Annotated in this window: 19 protein-coding genes; 12 read left to right on the forward strand and 7 right to left on the reverse strand. The window is 48.1% G+C overall.

All coding sequences use genetic code 11. The features are described from left to right. Positions 1 to 215: 215 nt before the first annotated feature. The 9 genes from BK127_RS09470 to BK127_RS43630 all read left to right on the forward strand — a co-directional run bounded on the left by BK127_RS09470 (position 216) and on the right by BK127_RS43630 (position 11725). A complete protein-coding gene (locus BK127_RS09470) occupies positions 216 to 4283 on the forward strand; it encodes an RCC1 domain-containing protein (protein WP_076229793.1) in 4068 nt (1355 codons plus the stop codon). Positions 4284 to 4435: 152 nt separating this feature from the next. Continuing rightward, on the forward strand, positions 4436 to 5230 hold the full coding sequence (gene thyA / locus BK127_RS09475; RefSeq protein WP_076229794.1) for a thymidylate synthase: 795 nt from the start codon (positions 4436 to 4438) through the stop codon (positions 5228 to 5230). Positions 5231 to 5262: 32 nt separating this feature from the next. Next, entirely contained in the window at positions 5263 to 5787 is a 525-nt protein-coding gene (locus BK127_RS09480; protein WP_076229795.1) for a dihydrofolate reductase, read from the forward strand. Between the two features lie 4 nt (positions 5788 to 5791). Further along, complete coding sequence (locus tag BK127_RS09485) at positions 5792 to 7249, forward strand: stalk domain-containing protein (protein ID WP_076229796.1); 1458 nt, start codon at positions 5792 to 5794, stop codon at positions 7247 to 7249. Positions 7250 to 7346: 97 nt separating this feature from the next. Then, the gene (locus tag BK127_RS09490; protein ID WP_076229797.1) at positions 7347 to 7664 is read left to right on the forward strand and encodes a hypothetical protein; all 318 of its coding nucleotides are present in this window, start codon (positions 7347 to 7349) and stop codon (positions 7662 to 7664) included. A 252-nt stretch (positions 7665 to 7916) separates the two neighbouring features. Further along, positions 7917 to 8663, forward strand: a complete 747-nt coding sequence (gene map / locus BK127_RS09495) for a type I methionyl aminopeptidase (protein WP_076229798.1) — start codon at positions 7917 to 7919, stop codon at positions 8661 to 8663. Between the two features lie 94 nt (positions 8664 to 8757). After that, on the forward strand, positions 8758 to 9942 hold the full coding sequence (locus BK127_RS09500; protein ID WP_076229799.1) for a chromate transporter: 1185 nt from the start codon (positions 8758 to 8760) through the stop codon (positions 9940 to 9942). Positions 9943 to 10058: 116 nt separating this feature from the next. Then, positions 10059 to 11318: an LCP family protein gene (locus BK127_RS09505; protein WP_076229800.1), complete on the forward strand. Its 1260-nt coding sequence runs from the start codon at positions 10059 to 10061 to the stop codon at positions 11316 to 11318. Between the two features lie 263 nt (positions 11319 to 11581). Continuing rightward, a complete protein-coding gene (locus BK127_RS43630; RefSeq protein WP_179097427.1) occupies positions 11582 to 11725 on the forward strand; it encodes a hypothetical protein in 144 nt (47 codons plus the stop codon). A gap of 92 nt (positions 11726 to 11817) precedes the next feature. Here BK127_RS43630 and BK127_RS09510 read toward each other — a convergent pair whose 3' ends face one another. The 6 genes from BK127_RS09510 to BK127_RS09535 all read right to left on the reverse strand — a co-directional run bounded on the left by BK127_RS09510 (position 11818) and on the right by BK127_RS09535 (position 19113). After that, on the reverse strand, positions 11818 to 13707 hold the full coding sequence (locus BK127_RS09510) for a TolB family protein (protein ID WP_076229801.1): 1890 nt from the start codon (positions 13705 to 13707) through the stop codon (positions 11818 to 11820). 1 nt (position 13708) lies between these two features. Continuing rightward, positions 13709 to 14275 carry an RNA polymerase sigma factor gene (locus tag BK127_RS09515; RefSeq protein ID WP_218639007.1) on the reverse strand — a complete coding sequence of 189 codons (567 nt, stop codon included), beginning with the start codon at positions 14273 to 14275 and terminating at the stop codon, positions 13709 to 13711. A 119-nt stretch (positions 14276 to 14394) separates the two neighbouring features. Further along, entirely contained in the window at positions 14395 to 15978 is a 1584-nt protein-coding gene (locus BK127_RS09520; protein ID WP_256711238.1) for a sensor histidine kinase, read from the reverse strand. Further along, entirely contained in the window at positions 15971 to 16666 is a 696-nt protein-coding gene (locus BK127_RS09525; RefSeq protein ID WP_076229802.1) for a response regulator transcription factor, read from the reverse strand. The genes BK127_RS09520 and BK127_RS09525 overlap by 8 nt, the downstream gene beginning before the upstream one ends. A gap of 406 nt (positions 16667 to 17072) precedes the next feature. Then, complete coding sequence (locus BK127_RS09530) at positions 17073 to 17387, reverse strand: hypothetical protein (RefSeq protein WP_179097428.1); 315 nt, start codon at positions 17385 to 17387, stop codon at positions 17073 to 17075. Between the two features lie 487 nt (positions 17388 to 17874). Next, entirely contained in the window at positions 17875 to 19113 is a 1239-nt protein-coding gene (locus BK127_RS09535; RefSeq protein WP_076229804.1) for a glycosyltransferase family 2 protein, read from the reverse strand. 145 nt (positions 19114 to 19258) lie between these two features. Here BK127_RS09535 and yyaC point away from each other — a divergent pair, with 145 nt between their 5' ends. Together yyaC and BK127_RS09545 are read left to right on the forward strand one after the other, a co-directional pair. Then, positions 19259 to 19825: a spore protease YyaC gene (gene yyaC / locus BK127_RS09540; protein WP_076229805.1), complete on the forward strand. Its 567-nt coding sequence runs from the start codon at positions 19259 to 19261 to the stop codon at positions 19823 to 19825. Then, complete coding sequence (locus tag BK127_RS09545) at positions 19822 to 21642, forward strand: ABC transporter ATP-binding protein (protein WP_256711239.1); 1821 nt, start codon at positions 19822 to 19824, stop codon at positions 21640 to 21642. Before yyaC ends, BK127_RS09545 begins: the two co-directional genes overlap by 4 nt. A 29-nt stretch (positions 21643 to 21671) precedes the next feature. Here BK127_RS09545 and BK127_RS09550 read toward each other — a convergent pair whose 3' ends face one another. Beyond that, complete coding sequence (locus BK127_RS09550; protein WP_076229806.1) at positions 21672 to 22259, reverse strand: TetR/AcrR family transcriptional regulator; 588 nt, start codon at positions 22257 to 22259, stop codon at positions 21672 to 21674. Between the two features lie 269 nt (positions 22260 to 22528). Here BK127_RS09550 and BK127_RS09555 point away from each other — a divergent pair, with 269 nt between their 5' ends. After that, on the forward strand, positions 22529 to 26683 hold the full coding sequence (locus BK127_RS09555; protein ID WP_076229807.1) for a response regulator: 4155 nt from the start codon (positions 22529 to 22531) through the stop codon (positions 26681 to 26683).

Here is a 26683-nt window from a genome sequence, read left to right on the forward strand (position 1 = left end):
TTTTGTTTCCAGAGAATGAAGTAGCTGGGAGGGATCGCTGTATTTTATGAGATGAAAAAGCATCGAGAGTTAACTTTAGTTAATAGTAGGACTCATTTCTATTTGCTAACATGGTCTGTGGTGTAAGGTTTTTCGGAGAATGAACAGACACGAACCAGGGCCAAGTTGGAATTCAAAGGTTGGCGGTTGGATGCAGACATATGGAGGAGAGAAGAATGAAGCAATTAGGGAAGTTCTTACTTTGCTGGATACTCATTTTGGGCGGGTTTCCATTGTTCCCAGGGAATGTGGCGCATGCAGATGGTACGGTCGTTCCGCAAATAGCAGCAGGGTATTACCACAGTGTAGGGCTGATTAGTGATGGGACAGTATGGTCCTGGGGAAGGGGCGACATCGGACAACTGGGTAACGGGGAGACTGTGAGTCGAGCCGTTCCAAGGAAAGCAACGATCTCAGGCGGCGTGAAGTCGATTTCCGGAGGGGTACGAAGCAGCTTCGCGGTGTTAAACGACGAGAGCGTGGTGGCTTGGGGTTCAAACGGCAACGGTCAGTTGGGCGATGGCACGACAACAGATCGAACCATTCCTGTACAGGTGTCTGGTTTAAGTCATATTAAGGCGATCTCTGGAGGCGTTGCTTATCACACTCTTGCTCTGGATGGGGATGGTCAGGTATGGGCCTGGGGGAAGAATGATAATGGCCAACTTGGTGATGGGACGACAAGCCAACGGACAAGCCCTGTGCAGGTAAACGGTATAAACCATGTAACGGCTATCGCAGCAGGGGGATATTTCAGTCTTGCGCTTAAGGATGACGGTACGGTTTGGGCGTGGGGATGGAATGGTGAGGGCCAATTGGGAATAGGTACGACAGCTCAGCAGATTTCACCTATTCAGGTACCAGGTCTCAGCCATGTGACGGCAATCGCTGCAGGAGGTAATCATAGCCTCGCCCTGGATGCCGATGGGAAGGTTTGGGTCTGGGGACAGAATACTTATGGTGCAGTAGGCGATGGGACGAGAACGAATCGAACGATTCCAGTGCAAATAGCCGGTCTAAGCAACGTGACGACCATAGCCGGAGGTGGTTTTCATAGTCTCGCCATAACAACCGACGGAAGCGTGTGGACCTGGGGGTATAATAACTATGGCCAACTGGGAGATGGGACGACAACCCAACGTAATTCACCCGTGAAGGTGCCCGGTCTAAGCAAGATGAAGGCGGTTGCCGGAGGGGGCTTTCACAGCTACGCGATGAAAAGCGATGGTACGGTCTGGTCATGGGGCTTTAACGGCAGTGGCGAACTGGGTGACAATACTTCAACGACTCGCTTGTCGCCCGTGCAAAATAAGGCAGTGATGGATGCGACAGCTCCAACCCTAAGCAGCGGAGTGATCACTGCATCCTCCTTGACTTCCACGAGTGCTGCTTTGAATTGGACGAAAGCAGCGGATAACATGAGTGAGCAGAATGCTCTGCAATATATGGTATACCGCTCTGTGAGCAGCAACATCCAAACGGTAAGCGATATGGAAAGAAAAGGAACGGCACTAGGTACCTATACTGAGGATATAGGAAGATTGGATGTAACGGGATTGCAGCCCGGCACGACCTACTACTTCAACATCATTGTCAAAGATCTCGTAGGTTATAAGAGCGCCTATACGATGCAGACGGTCACTACAAATTCAACCTACACCGTGACCTATAGCGCCAACGGCGGCACAGGAGGAAACGTACCGACTGACAGCAAAGCTTATGCGCAAGGAGTGACGGTAGCCGTATATGGCAACACGGGGAACCTGAGCAGGCCGGGATACACCTTCGCAGGGTGGAACACACGGGCGGATGGAAGTGGAACAGGTTATGTTGCTGACGCGACATTCGGCATGGGTACATCCAATGTTACGCTGTATGCGCAGTGGACGGCCATTCCGATTAACACCTACACCGTGTCCTATAGTGCCAACGGTGGAACAGGAGGAAGCGTTCTGACCGACAGCAAAGCTTATGAGCAGGGAGTAACGGTTATCGTATATGGCAACACGGGAAACTTAAGCAGACCGGGGTACATCTTCGCAGGGTGGAATACACAAGCGGATGGAAGAGGAATGGGTTATGTTGCTAATGCGACATTTGGCATGGGTACGTCCAATGTCATACTATACGCTATGTGGACGGAAGCAGCGGATACGACCGTACCCACGGTAATCAACTATGCACCCAATAATCATGCAGTCGGGGTGAGGGTTGATGCGAGTTTCGTATTGGCCTTCAGCGAGAACGTAACGGCGGTTGCTGGCAGAAACATCATGATCAAGAAGGTGCTGGACAATAGTCTCGTTGAGACGATTGCAGCAACCGATACATCGAAGGTTAACGTATCGGGGTATACGGTTACGGTCCATCCAACAGCGAATTTATCCTTTAATACCGCATATTACGTGCAAATCGACGAAGGTGCGTTCAAAGACATAACGGGTAATCGCTTTGCAGGTGTTGACGATGCAGCAGCTTGGAGCTTTACTACAGAGGTAGGACCGGACACAACCACACCCAGCAGTGATGCGACTTTAATCGCTTTGAATATATATGCAGGTACGAATCAGATAGCAGTCAGTCCGGTGCTAACAAGAGGTACGACGGAATATACAGCGAGTTTGACGAATAACATGTCGTCGGTTACTGTGGCCGCGGCGGTTTACGAAAGTCATGCCAGTATGACGGCAAATGTGTACGACAACGCCAATGCACTTGTACTTGATAAGGTTAGCCTGACAAGTGGACAGTCAAGTGATCCGTTACCAATGAGCGTGGGCAGCAACCGGATCGAACTGGTTGTAACCGCGCAGGATAGCACGACAAAGAAGTACACGGTGACGGTATTTCGGGCGGGTTCATCGGCTGGAGGTTCGCCAGGAGACTCGTCCGACGGTGGATCATCAGGCGATTCGTCCGATAGTTCATCCAGCACCCCATCTGATGGAATGGAGCAGAGCATGCAGGAAACGCAAACGGGTTTGGGGGTGACTGTGAGTGGTCAGCTTCAGGACCGGATGGCGAAATTCTCGATCACAAAGGAAAACGGGCAAACCGTAATGACTGTGAAAGTGGATTCGGATAAATTAAGAGCGCAGCTTGACAAAGAGGGAGAACAGCCTGTTGTCGTTATTTCAGTGACACAAATAGTCGACAAGGTTGCTGCAGTACTAACCGGGGACCTGGTGAAAGCTTTGGAGAAGAAGCAGGCTCTACTGGAAGTCCAAACGCCCAATGGGAATTATAAGCTGCCGGCAATGGAAATCCAAATCGATCAATTATCGAAGAAGTTGGGAGAGCAAGTATCGCTAGCTGCTATTGAGATCCATGTGGATATAGCCAGGAGCGATAACGACAAGGTCCGACTCATCAATAACACGGCAAATCAAGGGCGATTTACCGTTGTTGTTCCACCTATCGACTTTATGGTCACGGCCTTGTATAACGGTAAATCGATCGAAGTGGGCACGTTTAGTTCCTATGTGGAGCGGGAAATTCCACTGCCGGATAGTGTGAGTGCGAGAGAAATCTCAACTGCCGTGGTATTGGAAGCAGACGGAACGCTCCGTCACGTGCCAACACGTGTTGGGGCTCGCGACGGGAACCGTGTTGCGGTTATTAGCAGCCTGACCAATAGTACCTATTCGCTTATTTGGCATCCGATGACGATTACGGACCTCGAAGGACATTGGGCGAAAGAGGCAGTGAACAACTTGGCGTCGAGCCTGATCGTGAGTGGAATAGATGGAATCCACTACAGACCGGATGCAGCCATTTCCCGCGCCGAGTTTGCGGCAATTATCATACGGGGACTCGGTTTACCCGAGAACGGAAAAATCACTGCTTTTACGGATCTATTGTCCACAGATTGGTATGTGGGTGCGGTAACCAAAGCGCATGAGTACGGAATCATCGATGGATACGCAGATGGGACATTCGGTCCGACAAAAACGATCACACGTGAAGAAGCACTGACTATGATCGCTCGCGCAATGAGGCTCGTTGGACTTGAAGATAGCGTAAGTGCTGCAGAGACAGAAACCATACTATCCAGATTTGCGGACAACGCAGCGATTGGCGAATGGTCCAAACGAGCGGTTGCTGCAGCCGTGAAGGGTCAATTAGTCAGAGGCTCCGAAACCGGATTGATGCCGAAAAACGAAATGACAAGAGCGGAAACGGCGGCAATTATTCAGCGGATGCTGGAAACGGCCAATTTAATCGATAGTAAATTTACCCAATAACCAACTTATCACGGGGCTATTCCTGAGTAGAAGTACTTACACAGGGAAGCTCTTTTTCTTTATTAATCAGCGTTGGATTTTCAATTTTAGAAATAATGAATATAATAAGAGGAAGTAGTAAGGTGCAAGCAATCAATCATACGAGGTGAATCATGAAAGCTTATTTAGATCTTCTTAGGGATGTTTTAGATAACGGTGCACAGAAGGGGGATCGTACGGGTACAGGGACGATTTCCGTTTTTGGAAGACAGATGCGAATTAATCTTCAAGAAGGTTTCCCGCTCTTAACGACAAAGAAGCTTCATATCAAATCCATTGTTCATGAACTGTTGTGGTTTTTAAGCGGCAATACGAATATCAAGTATTTACGTGACAATGGTGTGAGGATTTGGGACGAATGGGCTGACGAAGAAGGAAATCTCGGTCGGGTCTATGGTGCTCAGTGGAGAACATGGCTTGGTCCTAATGGACAAGTTGTTGATCAGATTACGAATGTGATTGGGCAAATTAAAAGCAATCCGGATTCGCGTAGACATTTGGTGAGCGCATGGAATCCTGCAGAAGTCGATGGTATGGCTTTGCCGCCCTGCCATTATGCTTTTCAGTTTTATGTAACGAACGGCAAGCTGTCGTGCATGTTTCAGATGAGATCGATCGACACGTTTTTGGGGCTCCCCTTTAATTTGGCGTCGTACGCACTGCTAACCCATATGATTGCGCAGCAGTGTGATCTGGAAGTCGGGGATTTAATCTGGACGGGCGGCGATACACATATTTACTTGAACCATTTGGAGCAGGTTGAGCTGCAGTTAACTCGAGAGCCGTTCCCGCTGCCAACACTTCATATCAAAAGAAAACCCGATTCGATCTTCGACTATACGTTTGAGGATTTTGAATTTGTCAGCTATCAGGCACATCCGGGGATCAAGGCCATTATCGCAGTTTAAGCTTAGCTGCCAATCGAACAAGGGGGATCATCATGACCATATCCTATATTTTCGCAATGGATGAAGCAAGAGGTTTTGGCAAGGATAACCGGATGCCATGGTATTTACCGGCGGATTTTGCTTATTTCAAAAGAACGACTCTGGAGCATACGATTCTAATGGGACGCAAAACGTTCGAATCGATTGGCAATAAGCCTTTGCCCAAGCGGCACAACGTGATTTTGACCAGAGACGAGGACTACACTGCAGAGGGCTGTGATATTGTCCATTCGGTCGAAGAAGCGTTGGAGCGCTTTGGACACGGCGGAAGCTGGGAAGGCAAGGAGCTGTTCGTCATCGGCGGTGTTGAGGTATTCAAGTTATTCATGCCGCATGTGGACCGAATGTATATCACAGAAATTGCTCATCGCTTTGAAGTCGATACGTACTTCCCTGAGATCAATGAAGCCGAGTGGCGAGAAGTCGCCAGAGAAGCCGGAGTCACAGATGAAAAAAATGTGTACAAGCACGATTATGTCATCTATGAGCGTATCCAACCGGCGGGCGAACGGAGTTGATCATATGAAGAAGCTCTGGGGCAAGCAAGCTGCCGCGGCAGCGATCGCTGTTCTTATGTTGGGCTGGATAGCTCCAGATCCAACAGCCGCGGCTAGCGGTTCTTTACCGCTGCAATCAACCGTTGTTCAGGCAAACGGTAAAAGCTTTACGATACAATGGACGACAATCGATCTGTCGGACCCGCATCTTCGTGTGATGCCGGCAACAGCGGCAGAGGGGATTGGTCATGTGGAAAGCTTCTCAGCCATGATTGATCACAGTGGCGCTGTGGCGGCCATTAACGGAACCTTTTTCGATGCGTATGAGCAGGACGAGAGTTTAAGGCATCCGAATGGCTTACTTGTGGAGTCCGGCAGCTTTGTACGGTCGGGTGACAATGTATCGCTCGGTATCCGCACAGATAAGTCAGCGTTGATTCATCGACTGGAGACCGCTCTTACATTCAAAGTCAAGCATAACAAAAGTGTATATACCGTATCGCCATGGGGAACGAACACTTATTATGGTGATGAAGATTTGGATCAGGTGGTCGCGTATACCCGCCATTTTGCCGAAAGGATTGATCGGACGGGCGGGATGAAGGTTATCATCGAAAACGGGCGGATTACGAAGATGACCGAGCAATCAGCCGACGTTCCTGAGCAGGGTTATGTGATCTTCGTAGGGCATTCCAGCAATAATGACAAGAACCTGTTGCCGCATCTTCACGAGGGTGATGAGGTGGAGGTCGAGGCGCTCATCGTGGATGGGAACAGCGGAGTCACGGAAAGCTTGCCACAATCGTGGGACACGGCTATGGGTGTGGGACCAAAGCTGGTGACCGATGGACAGGTTGATATCGATTATGCGAGAGATGGCTTCGATGATCCGAGAATTACAAGTACAGCCAATACTCGCAGCTTTGTCGGTATAGACGGGAATGGCCATCTGCTGATGGGGACACTCTCAGCGGCGACGGTTGCAGATATGGCACAGGCACTTGTCCAGCTTGGTTTGAGAGAGGCAATGAACATGGATGGCGGCGCCAGCTCTGGCTTGTATGTCGAAGGGGCTATGAAGCGTACACCTGGAAGATTGCTGAGTAATGCTCTGATCGTGAAGCGTTATGAGGACCCACAGGTTCAGGTGTCCGTGAACGGAAGCTTCGTGCATGAATTTCGTGGCTTCATTAAGAAGGATGTGACGATGGTACCGTTTCGCGGCATTTTTGAACGGATTGGTGCGGACTTCCATTGGAATGAGCAAGAACGGGTGTTGACGTCCAAACGTGGCTCCATCGAGCTCGTGCTCCGGCCGGATGTGCCTGAAGCGACAGTGAATGGCAAGTCTATCCAGCTCGATCAGGCGCCGACTATTGTGGACGGACATATTTATATTCCGCTTCGCTTTGTCGGGGAGACGCTCGGAGCGAAGGTTGGCTGGGATCAGGGGCTGTATCGCGCTACCTTGGATCTGAAGTAAGTGCAAGGAATGCCAATGCTGACAAAAGCCAAGGAATGAATACAGCGATTTTGGCGCATCTTATGGGAGAAGTAACCACTGAAAGGATGTGCCCATAATGACTGAAGTCAATCAGCACCAGATGCCCCTGCGGCATGTAATCGACAATGCGGAGAAGGCAATTCAGGTTGCCAAGGATGCAGAAATGGCGGTACGCCACGCACAGATTGATTCCAATCCGCAGAAGCTGGCTAGCTCTATCGATCAGTTGGAGACGGCAATGCGTACTGTGCAGCAGGCACAAAGCCAGATCCATATGCAGGAAATTGAGCCTAACCAGCAGGTGCTTAAGCAGGTTCAGGAGCAGCTGACGCAAGCCGAGCAAAGTCTGGATGTAGTCCTTGGGAATTCAGAACAGCCCAAGCAGATGCGTTAATCCGCATAGAAGAACGTTGTCAATCTGATCAGGGAGGGCGGCGGTTGATCCTCAGCTGCCGCATCTCATTATGTATCCGCCCGAGAACACCGTCAATTTGGTGGTGTTCTCGGGCTGTTTGACAATCTTTGTCGCAGCCGAAATTATATGTTAACATTATGACTACTTGCTGCATACGTATGGAAGATGTTTTATGCCTAAAGGGGCCGCTCACAAGGGGGCACCGAGAATTGTACTTGATGAGGTGAAGCTATGATAATAATAAAAAGCAAGCAGGAAATAGCTCAAATGAGAGAAGCCGGACTTATACTTGCACGCTGCCATCAGGAGATAGCCAAACGAATCAAGCCGGGAGTGACATCTTGGGAAATCGATCAGTTTGTCGAGAAGTTCCTTCAGGAGAATGGCGCCACACCTGAGCAAAAAGGCTTTCACGGATACGAGTACGCTACCTGCGCATCCGTTAATGATGTCATTTGCCACGGATTTCCCAAAAAAGAGCCGCTCCGTGATGGCGATATCGTCACCATCGATATGGTCGTTAATCTCGATGGATGGTTAGCCGATTCGGCATGGAGCTACAAGGTAGGCAATGTATCCGCAACAGCGGATAAGCTGCTGAGAGTAACCAAGGAAAGCCTGATGCGAGGTATTGAGCAAGCAAGAATCGGCAACCGTATGGGTGATGTGGGATATGCCATCCAATCCTATGCAGAAGCCGAGGGCTTCTCGGTTGTGCGTGATTTTGTCGGTCACGGGATCGGGCAATCCATGCATGAAGAACCACAGGTTCCTCATTATGGACATCAGGGCAAAGGGATTCGATTTACGGAGGGTATGGTCATTACGATTGAACCGATGATTAATGAGTTTGCTTACCAATCGAAGACTGATCCCGATGGATGGACTGCGAGAACGTTGGATGGCGGTCTATCTGCTCAGTACGAACACACGATTGCGATTACGAGTGAAGGACCGATTATATTAACACAACTTTAACAGAATAGGCTGTGCTTGAGTCAAAAAAGACCAGAGCACAGCTTCTTTTTTATGTTAAGCTGGAATCAAAAAAGTTGTTGGGTGGAGTGTAAAGATGAAACGCGTGTCATGGCTTCATATATTGGCAGTCTCTTTTCAATTAGGGTTAACCTCGTTCGGAGGCCCCGCGGCGCATCTTGGTTATTTTCATGAGAAATACGTGAAACGCAAGCAGTGGATTGATGAGGAGAGCTATGCCGATTTGGTCGCTCTATGTCAATTTCTTCCTGGTCCGGCAAGCAGCAAGGTTGGCATCGGGATCGGCTTTATGCGCGGCGGGGTCATAGGGGCTATTATGGCATGGATCGGGTTTACACTGCCTTCAGCCGTGGTGCTCGCCCTCTTTGCCTATTGGTCTCAGGGCTGGGATGCGTCGAGTACAGGCTGGCTCCATGGACTTAAGCTGGCGGCTGTAGCCATTGTGGCGCAGGCCGTATGGGGAATGGGTAAAAGTCTGGCGCCGGACCGCGGAAGAGCAACGATAGCCATACTGACAACTGCAATAGCACTACTTTTTCCATCTACCTATACTCAGTTAATTGTCATTATAGCGGCAGGTGTACTTGGTCTTATGATCTACAAGCAGAGCAGCACGGTAATGGAAAAGCCTGTGCAGGCTGTATCTCCTGCGTATCGGAGGCTTGCTATCGGCTCGTTGATTGCATTCGTCGCCTTGTTATTCCTGCTCCCCATGCTGCGAAGTTTGACCCCTAACATATGGGTGGCGATGATCGATAGCTTTTACCGTACAGGTGCACTTGTCTTTGGAGGCGGTCATGTAGTGCTGCCATTGCTGGAGCAGGAGATAATGCCTACGGGCTGGTTGAGTAAGGAACAGTTTCTGGCGGGTTATGGAGCATCGCAAGCAGTCCCAGGTCCTTTGTTTACGTTCGCTTCCTATTTGGGCTTTATGATCCACGGCTGGCTCGGTGCGGTTGTTGCGACGATAGCCATTTTCCTTCCCGCCTTTTTGCTGGTGCTAGGGGCTTTGCCCTTCTGGAACAAGCTGCGAAAACAGCCTCAAACCCGAGGTGCGCTAACCGCTATTAACGCGGCTGTTGTCGGAATTCTGCTTGCTGCTCTCTACGATCCGGTATGGGTGAGTACAGTGCGAACACCCGGTGACTTTGTGATGGTACTTGCTCTGTTCGGAGCTCTGTTATTCTGGAAGCTGCCATCATGGTGCATGGTGATTTTGTCAATTGGCGGCGGGATGCTGCTTGCGGTTTTCAATAGCTAACCAAATAAAATGAACAAAATGGTCTTAAAATGCAACCTTTTTCAGTAATTAAGGGTATATATGTTTAAGGATATATATGATGATATCCGGTATACTGATTGGAACGGAGCTTACATATGAAAAAGAAAATATGGATTATAGCTTGTCTGTGTGTGATTTTGCTAGCGGGTGTTACGGGCCTATATACGTATTCTATTTATAGTCAGGCGGAAAAAGCATTAGATAAAATGAGCGCAGCTGTACCTGTCGTCGTGCCGATCAAGGAGTCAGCCAAGGTCAAGCCGCTTACCCTGCTGCTGATGGGAATTGACTACCGACCTGAATCCGCCAGCCTGAATTCGGATGTGATTATGGTGGTCACGTTGAATCCGGATAAAAAGTCGGCGACCCTCGTATCGCTGCCGCGCGATCTTCAGCTGGACCCGGAGGGTCTGGAAGCACGTAAAGCGAACTATTATTATCCTCATTTTATGCTGAAGGACAAGGAAACGGCGTTTGCCAATACGAAGCAAATCTTCAGTGACTTGTTGGGCATCCCGATCGATTATGCGGTGACGGTTGATTTTGACGGCTTCCGTAAGGTAGTTGATTTGATGGGTGGATTGACGATTGACGTCGATATGAATATGCGTTATGTGGATGATGAGGATGGAACCGATATTAATTTGAAAAAAGGGACGGCTTTGCTGAATGGCAAGCAGGTGCTCGACTTTGTCAGATACCGCAAGTCCAACCGTAATACAGAGGAATCGAGCGATCTGGAGCGGAATCAACGTCAACAGCAGGTGCTGAACGAGCTGCTCACTTCTCTAAAAAGTGTGGATGGCGTCACCAAGCTGGGTTCCATTATTGGCACGCTGGGTGATCACATTCGAACGGATGTGCCAGCTTCGCAGCTCCGTGATTTATTAAGCACTTATTATGATATTTCACCTGAAAAGGTGGAGTACATCCCATTGGACGGAGAGTGGGTCAGTCCGTATATCGTAGTGTCGGATGAGGTGATCAATAAAGCACGTTTTGCACTGAAGCTGCAGCTGAATGGAGGCGTAATGCCGGAGTCAGATGTGGATTCGGAGTCTATTATCGATTTTGGGAAGAACACTGAAAGTGCGGGCGTGGGAACAAGTACAGGAGCTGGTGAGGCATTACCTGGAAGAACTAATGAAGAACGAACCGGCACGCAGGGAGCAGTGGGATCAGGTAAGGGGACAGGTACGAGTGCAGGCACAGGGAAGACTGGCAGTGGTGGTACCAGCACAAGTCCACAAAGCAGCAAGCCAACGAGCGGTACGACTGTAAGTCCGAAGCCGCCTGTAAATAGCGACAAAAATACGATCAGTAAGTCTACATATGAGGGCCGGACAGGTGAGTAAGCATTGAAGCAGGTTGTGTACTGAAGAAATATTGTCAGATTAAGCGTGACGACGATAGGAATAATCTTGTGTTGGTGATGGAACGGTCATATGACCGCAATATTTGCATTTAAAAGAATCCTCATCAAGCTTTTCTGAGCAACTTAGGGATCATTTGTTAATGCTGAGATTGTTAGCGATGATCTTAGTACGTAACTTACGGTCCGCATATAATTTGCTGTATTGGAAAAAATATCCCTGAGACCTTAAGGAGGGATAGGCATATGCCCAATCAAAAAATCGAGATTGAAACAGATGGAAATCCCCAAACCATCTATGAAGACACAGACGCACATGAACGAACAGGGTTTATGGTCGAAGATACAAAGCAAATTCGCGATGAGAATGCCAATGAAGTAGAATATTGATACCATTACTTATCGGTAAAACAGCCTCCAAGATTATTGGAGGCTGTTTGCTTGTGTACAAATGTTTCGCACGTTTGGCGATGTTAATTCCTTTAGTCCGTGTTGTCAGTATCCAGCTTGTGCAGCTCGGGAATGAATCTGAAGAATACATCCCGTCCATCGATATTGGCAAAGAAGGTCAGCTTTCCATGGTTCCAAAAACGGGTATGAACTTGACTGGGCTGAGTACCTTGAATGATTTCAGAGAGTACCGTTTTTTCTTTGGTTTGCAGGTTATAGACGAAGCTATCGGTGTGATACTCGTTGTCCCTCCGTATGATGTCTACAGCGATGTATTTGGAATCTGGGTCTACAATTAGATTTTCAGATCGTACATCTGGGATCGTATCCATACGAATAAATTGTCGTGTACTCATATTAAAGCCCATTACCTGCGTCCGCCAATCTTTATTGTAAGTCTGCTTGAGGGTGAACCAAATCATTTGTGCTGCTTCATTATAGGCTATATTGCTCAGAGAATCATGTATCCATGGCTCATCATTGGGTATCTCACTTATAGCAAACAAGGATTGCTTGCTTCCGTTATGAGTAAGGGTTACAGCCCCGGCTGCCTCACTGACCTCGATATTTTCCTTTTCGTCCATCGCAGCGATTTTGAAACCGCGGGGTCCATCGGCTAATGTATAATGCGTTTTTATGATTTGATAATAAGGGTCCGCGGTATAGGATAAATAGGTTTCTGCATCGACAAATCGTTGTCCATTTTCCTGTCCGCTGCTTGTGATCCTGTAGCCAACCTGACGCGGATTCGTTCCCTTGAGATAACCCGGATCATAATTGAAAAAACTGTGGGCATAGTTTTCATCCCGATAAATCAGCGCTTGTATGGACTTGGAAACGACGTCTTCAGGAGTTGGTTGGGTCTGGGTAATATTGAATCGCATTAGCTTTTTCCATATTGTATTGCTATGAAAGACCTTGTACACAAACAAGCTTTGCGAATCCTGACTCCAGGTTGGCTGTTCAAAGGTATTAAGCGCCTGCTGCTTTCCTTCCACCATTGTCCCTGTTAGTTGATCCCATGCATCAGAAAGACGATTGTCGGTCACCTGTTTCTTCGTTTTAAAATTCGTATCTGCAATCCATACATCCTCCATAACAGGCTCACCTTGCAATTTAACATAAGCCACGTAAGCTCCATTCTGCGATACACTGGGATACTTTCCGCTATCGAGCACCGTTTCCTCGCCATTTGCAAGATTAATACGCACAATCTGATTGTTCCTCTCCGCAAACAACGTATGTTGACCCGCTGCATATGAGGGACTCGTTCCTTCCCCGAGATTTCGCTGTGTTCCCTTTTCCAAATCGAGTTCCCAGATTTCACTGAGACCGCTTGGGACTGTCTTTTTATTTACTAAGGCGATGCGCTTACCGTCAGGCGACCATGCAGGCGTTTCAACCTGATTGTGTGCTGTTACGCCTTGCAGCAGCTGTTGGCCTTTGTGCGTTGTCAGATCGTAAATAAATGCATTACCATCCTCTGTGTACACCAATTGCCGACTGTCAGGGGATACTCGGACATAATTGATATTGCCATCAATGAGCTTATGAAATTGTCCATTGCCATAGGCGTAAAGCCCTTTTCCCGGTAGAGGAAAATACAGTATTCCGTTACTTTCGGCCATGCCCGCACTATTTTCTGCTCCGAGCTGTTCCATTAAGGAAAACTGATCTGCAATATGAAGTGAAGCAGCCTCTGTTCGCAGGACCGCTTTTTCCGGCAGCAGCACGGTACTGAGCAGTAGAATACACAACACGGCAGCTACGGCCCCTGCCCACGTCCATGCTCGAGAATAAGCCCTATGCTTTCGCTTGATTACAAAAGCTTGCCTGAGCTCCTGTTTCAGCTCCTGATTAACGAGCAGGCTCATTCTGATATCATCCATCATTTCATCAAACTGAGATCGCGATTGCTGCATACTAACCCTCCATACATATCGTTATCAACGCTTCCATTTTTTGTTTGATCCGATGCGACTTGGTTTTGAGCCATTGTTCGGTTTTACTCATTATCGAACTGATTTCTTTATATTTCAGTCCCGCTATGTACTTCATGTTGATGATCTCCTGCTCATCAGGGGATAGCGTCAGGATCGATTGCTTCAGGCAATCATGGCGGAGCTCGGTTTCATCTAAAAGGGCTTTGGTCTGTGAATAACCAGCGACTTCGGGGTCCTGGCCATAGGGAATCTCTTTTCGTTTGCGATAAAAATCGATTACTGTATTTCGGGCTATGGTCATAAGCCAGGGTTTGATATGGGGATGTGTAACGGTATTAAATTTTTCAAAAGATTTTCGGAAAATCTCACTTACCAGATCATCTGTGTCCCATCGGTTACCCGTCTTAAACAAAACAAAGCGATATACATCATCAAAATAGTGATCATACATCTCTAAAAACTTATCCTGCACGCCGATTCCCCCTCTCCATAACAAATAACGAAGCTGCCGCTCAAAAGTGTCATGGGAATAAATATTTTTTTGCATAAGAAAAAGTCCAGCTGCAAGTACGCCAGCTTTCCGAGAAAAATCAAATACAGGGACTCCTCATTTAAGGAAGCCCCTGCATGAATACAACGCATTTTGTAACCAGATTTCTGTTAGCTTTAAGCCAGCCTTAATCGAATATAAAAGATTAGCTCGCCATCCTTTTGCTCGACACCTATGGAACCATCGTGCGCTTCGACGATGCTTTTGGCTATAGCCAGCCCCAAACCGGAGCCCCCTGTGTCCGAGGAGCGCGAGGCATCGACCCTGAAAAATCGTTCGAATAGCTGCTCCAGCTCCTGCTCGGTCAGTTCGTCGGCTTTGTTGCCAATCCGAACGATGCCGTAGCGCTGCTCCTTGATCATACTGACCGTGATGACCCCGGGCTTGGGACTATACTTCAGCGCGTTGCCCAGCAGATTTTCGAATACACGGATCATCTGATCGACATCGATGCTGACGAATAATTTTTCCTTGGGGATATGGCGCGAGAGGATAACCTGCTGCTCCTCGGCTGGTGTCACGAATTCCTCCAGCAGCTGCTCCAGCAGATCATTGAGCGCGATGCCTTCTTTATTTAACGGGATATCCTGATGGGTCAGCTTCGTATACATAAATAGATCGTTAATGAGGGAATTGAGCTTCTCCGATTTATTGTAAGCGATGCTGAGGTAAGTCCGAGCTTGCTGCTCCGTCTCATAATTACGGTCATTTAACAGTCGGAGATAACCGATAATAAGCGTAAGCGGTGTGCGCAGGTCATGAGAGACGTTCGTCACGAGCTCGTTTTTCAAACGCTCAGCCCGGCGCTCCTCTTCGATTTTCAGCTGCAGCTTCTCAGCCATCAGGTTCATATTTTTGGCAAGCGAGCCCAGCTCATCGTCACTTCGCTCCGGCACCCGGGAGTTCAGATTGCCCGTTGCAATTGTAATGAGCCCTCCGGCGAGCTCCTCAATGTAACGCATTTTTTTCTGGGTCACAAAGTAGAAGAGCACGATAAATAGGATAAACGCACCAACCATGGGAAAAGGACTTTCTCCTCGTTTGTAGCTGATATTCGGCTCAGGAATGCCGCTCACATACAGATAGGCGGGTTTCGTCTTATAAGTGACCGGATACAGGCTTGAAGCCTCCTGCCGCCGCGTCAAATTTTGCTGTCTGCGAGTGTCCATCGAGCTGCGGATCGTTTTATGAATATCGATGCTGGTTTCAGCCGTGTTCGGGCTTTTATATATGACCGTACCGGACAGGTCGGTAACCATAATTTTATAACGATTACTTGAACTTTCACGCTGTACCTGCTCCGTAAATTCCTGTTCGCGCTGCTTTTCAATCAGGGCCTGTGCTTCGGGACTTTGTTTCTCGGTCTCATTGTAGTGGTGGTAGTCATCGCTTAATATGTGAGCCATATTCTCGGCAGCATTATCGATACGCTGCACCCCGGATTCATAGTCAATCACAGGCTCCTGCTTGATGCCGCCGAATATGGCAGAGCTTAAGGAGTAGAAGATCAGCGAAGCAGCCAGACAGAAGGCAAAGGTGACCATCAACTGCAGGCGCAGGCTGCGACCGACTTGTCCACTCAGCATACGAAACAGGTCCATAGCGAACAGGATCAAGCCGCGCAGCAGATTAAACGGGAACCAGGTAAAGGGAAAGCGGTTCAAACGAGACTGAGGATGGATATCCGAATATTTACTCAACTTTGTAGCCAACCCCCCAGATGGTTTTAATATATTTGGGCTTGCGCGGATTGGTTTCCATTTTCTCGCGAATTTTGCGGATATGGACCATGACCGTGTTGTCGGAATCAAAATAGGCTTCCTGCCAGACCGCTTCATAAATTTTTTCGATACTCCACACGATGCCGCGATGGCGGGCGAGCAGTTCCAATATGGCAAATTCACGAGGCGTCAGCTTAATGCTCCGTCCATCCAACTTCACTTCGTGAGTTTGTGTGTTGATAAGCAGCTCATCGACCTCGATTTCATGCTCTTTGTTTACAAGAGGGATATTGAGCCGAGTGTAGCGGCGCAGCTGTGATTTGATACGGGCGATCAGCTCCAGTGGGTTGAAGGGTTTCGCGAGATAGTCGTCAGCGCCGCTGCTGAGTCCAATAATTTTGTCCATATCCTCTCCTTTGGCAGAGAGCATAATAATGGGCATGTTTTGCTGTTCACGGATTTTGAGACAAGCCTCTATCCCGTTCATTCGGGGCATCATAATGTCGAGCACGATCAAATCCACCTCTTCTTTTTGCAAAATATGTAGTGCGGCTTCTCCATCGGATGCGCGCAGCAATAGATAGCCTTCGTTCTTTAAATAAATTTCCAACAGATCGATAATTTCCTTCTCATCGTCGACAATAAGTATTGTTTTGGGAGCTGCGATATGGGCTTCCTCCTCCTGACTATCCTGTGTATAGCCTCATTATAATCGGTAGTTCTTAATTAAATGGCAGGGTATATCTTAACAATTTCTTAAGCCGGAAATAACAAGAAGGCCTGCTGAGGAAGTCTCAACAGGCTGCATACAAATAAGTGATAAGAACAAGTACAAGTAAGATAAGCCAGATCGATGATCGGTGAGCAGCAGGTGCAACGGCTGTTTAGGTTAGCAATTCCCTTAGGAATTCTGTTGAATAAAGAGCGGAGCGACCGTGGTGTTCTGTAGATAGCGGAGCGGTGCCTTTGTTTCCGGAATTTTACCGCAAATTGTCTTATAAAATAAATCTGGAAACGACAGCAATCGGAAGAATACTTCGGTCGTGCAGCGGAACTTATTCACCAGAATTGCCCTATTTTTTTAGGAACACGATCGTATACTGAATCGCTTCCAGCACCTGTTGGACAAAAGCGACGTTTTCTTTTTCCCATTCATCGGGGTCATCAAGATAGTGCTCCTCCAGAAACTGCTCCAGCTGCTTGGTAGCTTCTTTAAGCTGTGCATCTCCTGCAGCAGGCTTGCCTCTGAGCACCTGAATGGCCAATCGCATCGATTTGCAGGCGTTTTTCACAGAAGGGTATTCATCCCGCTCCCAGGCCTCAGGCTCGTCCATCTCATAATAGGGAATCCATTTCTCAATCAGGCTTGCGGCCTGTTTATTGTCCATTGATGTCAAAGCGTGTGCCCTCTTTCATTATATCGTCGATATGCTGTCATTAAATGTACCATTAATGTCCCGAATATCCAAGAGCCTGGTTCGGCAACTCATAAGTCTGAGCCAAGTAAAAAGGATACGGCAGCTGCGCCATATCCTTGAAGATGAAGCCAGAGCAGCTCCACTATGATGGGAAGATGAATCGTCCAGACTGCTGGTATCGACGATTCATCTCCAATTATTTGTTTAACATTACAGGGATTGAATACATTGGTAGGTAATGATGAGAACGAACGTGAGGAGTGTAGCTCCAGTGGCATAAGTGAAGCGTCGGTGGGAAAGTGTCGTCATAATTAGTTCTCTCCTTTATGATGAGTTAGCGTAGTAACAGGTAGTTGATGACTATCGTGTACGCCTCTGTTTATATTTTATAATATCATAATTGTTTCTAGTGTTAAAATTTTGTGAAGTGAAGGCCGATATCGACGTGTGAAGCGGCTCAACGCTTCATTTTTTTCAATTGCTCCAGCACATAAAAGGTACCTCGCCAATGAATACCGCCCTGACGCAGCGTTAGCCATACGGAACGTGTGACGACATAGCTGAGCAAACATACGGTAGCGGGGAACACGAGCAGCTCCTTGCCGATCTTGCCAATCAACGATTGAATCAGCAGGCTGTAAACGGATAACATCAGTACAATGGAAAGTACATAACTCCAGAACACCCAGCCGTCCAGCACGAAGATCGCGACAAAAGGGAAGAAAAACAACAGCAATTGTCCAATCACGCCAGCGGCAGCAGGCAGCACGCGATATTGAAAACCGGAAAAAATATTTTTCTCCAGGCCTTGCACAGCCTCACGCAGACTCTTGTACCATTCCACCGCTAACTGCGTCCGACCTGAGGCCAACCGCTGGCGCAGACCTGCTTGCTTAACCCGCATGCCAAGCTGCAAATCATCGTCAGGGCGAAATGCGAACGCCTGGTGGGTGCCGATCCTATCATACGCCTGCCGGGTAATCATATTGAAAGCACCTACGCCCATCCCATGCTTGTGCTGACTGTCGATGTTGGCGCGCCAAGGTCGGATATATAAAGATAAGGCAAAGAAGAAATATTGCACGAACGCGCTCAGCCAAAAGCTGTTAACAACGATCTTGGGTGTCAATGTCAGATGGTCAGCATCGGTTTCCTTCATATAGTGCACCGCATCGGCAAGAGCGTGCGGCTGAAACAGCACATCCGCATCAGTAAATAAAATAACTTGTCCGCGCGCCTGCAGGAAGCCTTGATACAGCGCGTGGTTTTTGCCAAGCCAGCCAGCGGGGAGTGTTGTAACATGGATGATGGTCAACGGTACCTCTACCTGCCGTTTGCCTTGTGACCATTTGCGCAGCTCCTCCAGCTTGTGACCAGTGCCGTCTTGCGAACGGTCATTAACCGCTATGATTTCGAACCTAGGATACGTTTGATTAAGCAAATGCTTAACGGTTTCGGTGATCGAGGCCTCTTCTTCCTTGGCAGCTATGATGACAGATACGAGTGGGAGCTCTTTCGCTGTAGTACCGCGTGGCTGCGCCAGGCCTGCGGATGCGAAGGATCCCGTGGAAGCGGAGCCTCCCGGCTTGGGACTTGCAGGCAGCTGCCGCATCAGCTTGCGTGCCCACAGCGTATCACCAAGCATCATGATCCAGTAACCGAGCGTCAGGATGACCAGCAGCTTGAAAATGAACATGGATGATCCCTCCCACGAAGCGCTTTTTTTAGCATTATAGCATTGGCAGCCCGCATTGAACAAATGGATCAGAGCCATCTCATAATTTTTGTGCTACAATAAATACATTCATGATTGTATAAGAGCAACCGCTAGGAGGAGTCTGATGAAAGAGGCATTCCCGATCATACGTAAAAGAATCAAGGGACCCGAGCTTGGCGAATTTATGCTTTCCATACGGAGGAGCGGGGTAAGGACGGAGGATCTGGTGTTTCTATGCATCGGTACTGACCGTTCGACTGGGGATTCGCTCGGTCCGCTGGTAGGCACGATGCTGGAGGAGGCGGGCTATACCCAGGTGCTGGGTACCTTGGAATTCCCGCTGGATGCAAGCAATATGATTCATCGACTGACCAGCCTGCCGCTGATGAAATCCGGTAAATCATTTATCGCTATCGATGCCTGTCTCGGGCAGTCTTCTTCCATAACCAGCTATCAGGTGTCCAATCAGCCGATGGAGCCTGGCAAGTCGGTGGGGCGGATGCTGCCGCCTGTAGGAAATTATTCAATTGCCGCTATTGTTAATCATAATGAAGGGAATCAATATGCGATCTTGCAGGGTACCTCGTTGTATCGGATTATGACAATGGCCAAGGAAATCACAGCCAGCATCATGGACGTATTTCCATTGGAGTCGGCTGCAGGGTTAACAGCGGAGGGAGAATTAGGATGAGCATGAGAGAAGGTGGAGGCGGCTGGGAAGGTGGAAGCAAGCAAACCTTACAAAGCAGAGGTAAAGCCACCTTGAAGGAAGTATCGCTGCGGCGGATTTACGGCTTGTTTCGCGGATACCGTGTGCAACTGGTCATTATTATTTTACTGGCATTAGGTGCCGCATTAATTGGACTTATACCGCCGCTCGTGATGAAGGAAATTATAGATACAGCGATCCCACAGGGTGACAAAAGGAAACTGATCGAATTGATCGGATTGATGGTGCTGCTGCCTGTGAGCAGCGGCTTACTCAGTGTATGGCAAAATCACCAGAACACCAAAGTCGGTCAGGGCGTGATGCGCGATTTAAGACGCTCGTTGTTTGCCAATTTACAACGGCAGTCCATGAGCTTCTTCACGGACGCCAAGTCAGGGGAGATTATTCAGCGGCTAACTGGCGATGTGCTAGCGGTGCAAAATGTAGTGACAACCCTCGTTGTATCAGCTGTCACACAGGGTGTTATTGTGATCACGACGATCGTTATTTTATTCGTATTGGATTGGCGCCTGGCGATATTGGCTACGGTTATTTTACCCTTATTTATATTGCCTGTTCGTAAGGTATCTCAGATTCGCAAGCGGCTGCGGGGCGAAACGCAGCGGGTACGCGGCGAGATGTCATCCCAGCTTGGGGAAATTTTTGGTGTATCCGGTGCATTATTAACAAGGATTTTCCAGCAGGAACGCAAGCAGGAGCAGGATTTTGACGTGCTGAACCAGCGGGTTATGGATTTGGAGCTGAAGCTCAATCTGGTCGGTCGGTGGTATGGGATGGTGCTCGGTGTATTGGGACCGCTCGGCACGGCATTGATATATTTGTACGGTGGTTGGAATGTGGTCGAGGGATCGATGACGATAGGCGGTATCGTAGCTTTTGCTGCTTATTTGGGACGATTGTACGGTCCGATTGGCACGCTGTTGAATCTTCAGGTGGAGGTTCAGACGGCACTTGGCGTTTTTCAGCGGATATTCGAATACGAGGATATGGAGCCTGATGTTAAAGATTTGACTGGGGCGAAGGCGCTGTCTTCCGTACAGGGGCAGGTTGGGTTTCACCATGTTTCGTATGCCTATCAGCCAGGTCAATATGCATTGCAGGAGGTTACCTTTACAGCGCTTCCGGGCGAGGTTGTAGCTATAGTAGGGCCAAGTGGTGCCGGAAAGTCGACACTGATCGGCATGCTGGCCAGATTGTACGATCCGACTGAAGGGATTGTGACGATTGATGGTCATAATGCTGCGTCCGTCACATTGTCATCGCTGCGCGAGCAGGTGGCCTTCGTTACACAGGAATCATTCCTGTTCCATGCGTCGGTTCGTGATAATTTGTTGTTTGCCAAGCTTGACGCAACAGATGAAGAATTGGAGAAGGCCTGTCGGCAAGCTTATATTCATGAGACGATTGCGGCAATGCCAAATGGCTATGATACGATGGTTGGAGAACGTGGTCATCGGCTGTCAGGTGGAGAAAGGCAGCGTCTGGCTATTGCCAGAGCGATTCTCAAGAATCCGCGCATTCTTGTGCTGGATGAAGCTACCTCGCATCTGGACTCCGAATCAGAGGCTTATGTACAGACGGCGCTGGATTCCTTAATGCACGGACGCACGACGCTCGTGATTGCCCACCGGCTGTCAACGATTTTGGCGGCGGATCGGATCATCGTGCTTGAGGCTGGACGTGTGCTGGAGTCGGGGCGCCATACCGAGCTGCTGGATCAGGACGGCTTGTATGCGCGACTGTATCGGACCCAGTTCGAAAAGGCAGCATTAAGCTAGCATCAATCCGAGCCTGGCAGCTCACGAGTTTAAGGCTGAATGGTTGAAATACCCTGCCAGTACATCCGCCAGACGCTATGCATCCGCTGCTCAAAGTGATCAGGCAAATAGTAAAATTGCTGAATAAAAGCACCATCCAGCATGCAATAATAGGAGGCAATCAAATCTGTGATTTGCTCGCTGCGAATGATGCCTTGCCGCATGCCTTCTGCAAAAATATGGGTCAACGCCGTCGACAGCGTGTTCTCGGATGCAGTAAACCGGGCTCTCAGCTCCTCCTGTAAAGTGATGGGCGGAAAGAGCATAGCTCTTTTTATAAAGGTCATGTTGATTTCACTTAACAAATACGTCCGGCATGTATCCTGCCAGATACCAAACAACTGATCGTGGACCGAGTCGTCACGAATTTCGTTAATAAGGGCTTTAATACGCTGCTGCTGCTCGCTCAGCACATCTTCGAATACAGCCCGGAACAAATCATCTTTGCTGGGGAAATGAGCATACAGGGAAGGTGTCTTGATTCCTACCTCTTTGGCAATCTCGGATAAGGGTGCTGCATCATAGCCGTTTTGCGCAAACAAGCGCAGAGCGGCTGTTTTTATTTTACTTGCCGTCATCGGACATCCACCCCTTATAAAGGTAACTAACATGTAGCTCTCCTAATCAACGTTAGGTTACTTTATTTTATTATATATGACCGCTTATTACAATAATAGCGATTTCTTGGTGAAATCGATCGAATCGATGTTAATCCAATGGTGTGACCTAATTTGGTTAATTTCATCGACCTGTCGAAAAAGGATGGATTATGTTACCTATCAATAATATAATATTCAGTAGTTATTAGTGGTGGACATCAGATCGCCAATAAGAGAGGACGAACCGCATGCAATGGATTAAGAATGCACGAATAAATAGCAAGTTGCTCTTCATGATCGTACTTCCCATGCTTGGGCTGTTGTACTTCTCTGTCAATACGATTTATGAAAAAGTGAATGAATTGTCTGAGATTAACAAGCTTCAGGTGTTGGTTACGGCCGAGGTTTCCATGAATGATTTAATTCATGAATTTCAGAAGGAACGTGGTCTCGTCACCGGATACTACGGGGATAAAACCGTTAACCGCCTCAATATGCTGATAGCACAGCGCAAGCCGACGGATGAGAAAATCATCGCGATCCAGCAGCAGCTGCGCGCGACGGATTCGGATATCCTGGGGGAAAAGTTTTATAAGGACTTCTCGGATACGGTAGCGAAGCTTGATAAAATTACGGCTCTTCGCACCCAGATCGATCAGGATAAAATCAAGGATACCGAGGCGCAGGCCTATTACATAGATGTTGTCGGCAGTTTTTTTACAATGATGGAAAATATGAATCAATCAGGCTCGAACAAACAAATTTCCAATATGCTGTCCTCCTATATTCAATTCTCCCGCAGCAAGTCTGCGGTCAGCAAGGAGAGGGCGGTGATCTACAGCGCCCTTACAGAAAGAAGCCTTGAGCTCAGTGATGTGACCCAGATCAATCTACTGGAGAACGAGCAGAAGCTTTATTATACGGTGTCCGCGACGTCTGCGACCGCTGATGCACGCAGCTTGTATCAGAACACGATCAAAGGTCCTTCCATTGACGAAGCCAATCGGTATATTCAACAGATCCTGAAGCTTGAGCCTGGTAAGACGCTTGGTATCGATCCTGAGAGATGGTACGCAGTTTCCACGGATCGTATTGATCTGCTCAAGCAGGTCGAAGACGGACTTTCCAAAGAATTGCTGCAAACGATGGATACGATTCGAAAAAATACGACAAAATCATTAATTAATGCCATTATTTTAAATATTATTATTATTGTTGTCTCCGTTCTGGTCATTGTCGTGATTTCAAGAATGATGGTTGGGCAAATTCGCACTCTCAAGAATTCGACGGAGCTGATATTACTGGGTGAGACGGATGTACATCTTCATGTAGACTCCAAAGATGAATTCGGCGAACTCATGAATGCTTTTAACCAGATGGTACTTAGTTATCGTGAGGTTATTACGCAGGCAGATCGGATTTCTTTGGGCGAATATGAGCAAACGATTGTTCCGCGTTCAGACCGCGATCAACTGAGCGTAGCCTTGATCAGGATGCTTGCTTCTTTAAAGCATACGACTGAGCAAAATGAACAGCAATTCTGGCTCAAAACACAGCTAGCCCACATTACAGGTATGGCCCAAGGTGTGATTAGTCTGCAGCAGCTGGTCAATGAGCTTATTTCGGAAATATCAAAGCTGGTCAAGGCGGGTCAGGGTGTATTTTATGTGAAAGAAACGAATAAAAACGACCCGTATTACGGCGAATATGTACTGCTCGGCAGCTATGCGCATAAAGAAAGAAAAAGCATATCGAACCGGATCCAGTCGGGAGAAGGGTTAGTGGGCCAAAGCATTCTTGAAAAAAAACCGATATTGCTAACGGATGTGCCCGCTGATTATATCCAGATTAACTCGGGACTTGGGGAGCATAAGCCACTGCAAATTATGGTGCTTCCTATCCTCTTCGAGGATGAAGTGCTCGCGGTAATCGAGCTTGCCTCATTCAGAGCTTTCACCGCCATTGAGCATGACCTGCTGGAGCAGTTGGCTGCATCACTGGGAGTTGTGATTCATAGTGTGAACAGCCGTCAGCGTACCGAGCAATTGCTGCATGAATCCCAGCTGCTGACCGAAGAGCTTCAAACCCAGCAGGAGGAATTGCGAACTGCGAATGAAGAGCTGGAGGAGCAGACCCGGATGCTCAAGCAATCCGAGGACAAGATGAGGATCCAAAGCGAAGAACTGCAGGCGATTAACGAGGAATTGGAAGAGAAATCGAATTACCTGGAGCTGCAGAAAGCCGGAATTGAGAAGCAAAATCAATTCATTCAATTATCCAAGCAGGAATTGGAAGAAAAGGCAAAAGAGCTGGAGCTGGCGAGCAAATATAAATCCGAATTCCTCGCCAATATGTCGCATGAGCTGCGCACGCCGCTGAACAGCTTGCTCATTTTGGCCAAATCGTTAGCTGCCAACGATGAGAACAATTTGTCCGATGACCAGATTGAGTCAGCTAAGATTATTCACAGCGGAGGTCTGGATCTGCTAAGGCTGATTAATGATATTCTGGATTTGTCCAAGGTGGAAGCAGGCAAATTAGACGTTCAGCAAGAAGAAGTCACGATCGATACGGTGCTTCAATCGCTGCAGATTCAATTTAATCCTGTTGCCAAAGAAAGAGGTCTGCAGTTTGAGCTGATTCGTGAGAACAACGTTCCGAATAAAATCATTACGGACGGGCAGCGAGCCGAGCAAATTTTGAAAAACCTGCTGTCCAATGCGCTCAAATTCACTTCTTCCGGTTCGGTTACGCTAAGGATCGCACTGGCAGACACTCAGGCTTCCTATCACAACAGCGATCTGTCCGCCAACGGAGTTCTTGCCTTATCGGTCACAGATACCGGAATCGGAATTCCTGCCAATAAGCAAAAAGCGATATTCGAGGCGTTCCAGCAGGCCGATGGTACAACGAGCCGCAAATATGGGGGAACAGGTCTCGGGTTAACGATATCCAGAGAACTCGCCAAGCTGCTGGGCGGCGAGATTCATATGCAGAGTAAGGAAGGTAAGGGAAGCACCTTCACCTTGTACCTGCCACTGAGTGGGGCGGTTATACCAAGTGTGGAGGTTTTGGAAGCACGCAGCCAACCTGCGATCCGAAGTGCGGTACCAGAGTCCGAGCTACCAAGCAGTGAGACGCAGGCAGCCAGTGCACTTGAGGATGATTTTGTACCGCAAATCAAAGTGTTTTTGCCTGATGACCGCGAGCTGCTGCAAATTCCGGTTCAGGAAAAAACGATTTTGATCGTTGAGGATGATCGTCAGTTTGCGAAAATCATGATGGATATGTCACGAAAAAAAGGTTTCAAATGTTTGGCAGCAGGTGATGGCTTCAGTGCCCTGCAAATTGCCAAACAGTATATCCCAAGTGCGATTTTGCTCGATCTAGGCCTTCCCGATATGGATGGACTAAAGGTATTGGACCATTTGAAATATCACAATGAAACCCGCCATATTCCGGTTCACATTATTTCGGGAAGAGATAAAAACTCGGATTCCTTGCAGCGTGGAGCCATCGGTTTTCTGTCCAAGCCTTTGGATTCGGACGACTTTGATACCGTATTTGCCAAAATTGAAAATGTGCTGCACGAACGTATCCAGCAGGTGCTGGTCGTTGAAGATGATTACAACAATCAAAAGGCAATCCGTGAGCTGTTGAAACATAAGAAGGTCGAAATTCATAGTGTGTATACCGGCAAGGAAGGTCTGGAGCGGATGCGGGCTGAGACTTTTGATTGTGTGATTCTGGACCTGACGCTGCCGGATATGACGGGATTTGAGATGCTGCAGGAACTGGTCAAGGATATGGAGAACCCGGTGCCTCCAATCATTATCAACACGGGTAAAGAGCTCAGCCAGGAGGAATTTAAGGAGCTGAATCGCTTTACGGACAGCATTGTCATTAAAGGCGTTAATTCTTCAGACCGTTTATTGGACGAGGTATCGTTATTCCTGCATAGCATCCATAAGCTACTGCCTCCAGAGCAGAAGGAAATGATTCGGATGGTGCGTGACTCCGATGAGACGCTGAAAGGGCGTAAAGTGCTGCTTGTGGATGATGATCTTCGGAACACATTTGCCTTGTCCAAGATTTTGAAGAAACACGGGCTGGAAGTGATCATGGCCGATAACGGTAAGCTGGCTTTGGACAAGCTGGACAGCGAGAATGGCATAGAGCTCGTCATTATGGATATTATGATGCCCGTGATGGACGGCTATGAAGCGATCAGCCGAATACGTGAAATACCGAAGTTTCAATCGCTTCCCATCATTGCGCTGACCGCCAAGGCGATGACGGGTGATCGGGAAAAATGTATAGAAAGGGGAGCCAACGATTATATGACCAAGCCTGTGGATACCGACAAATTATTGTCATTAATCAGAGTATGGCTCTTTCAATAA

The sequence above is a fragment of the Paenibacillus sp. FSL H7-0331 genome, assembly GCF_001956045.1.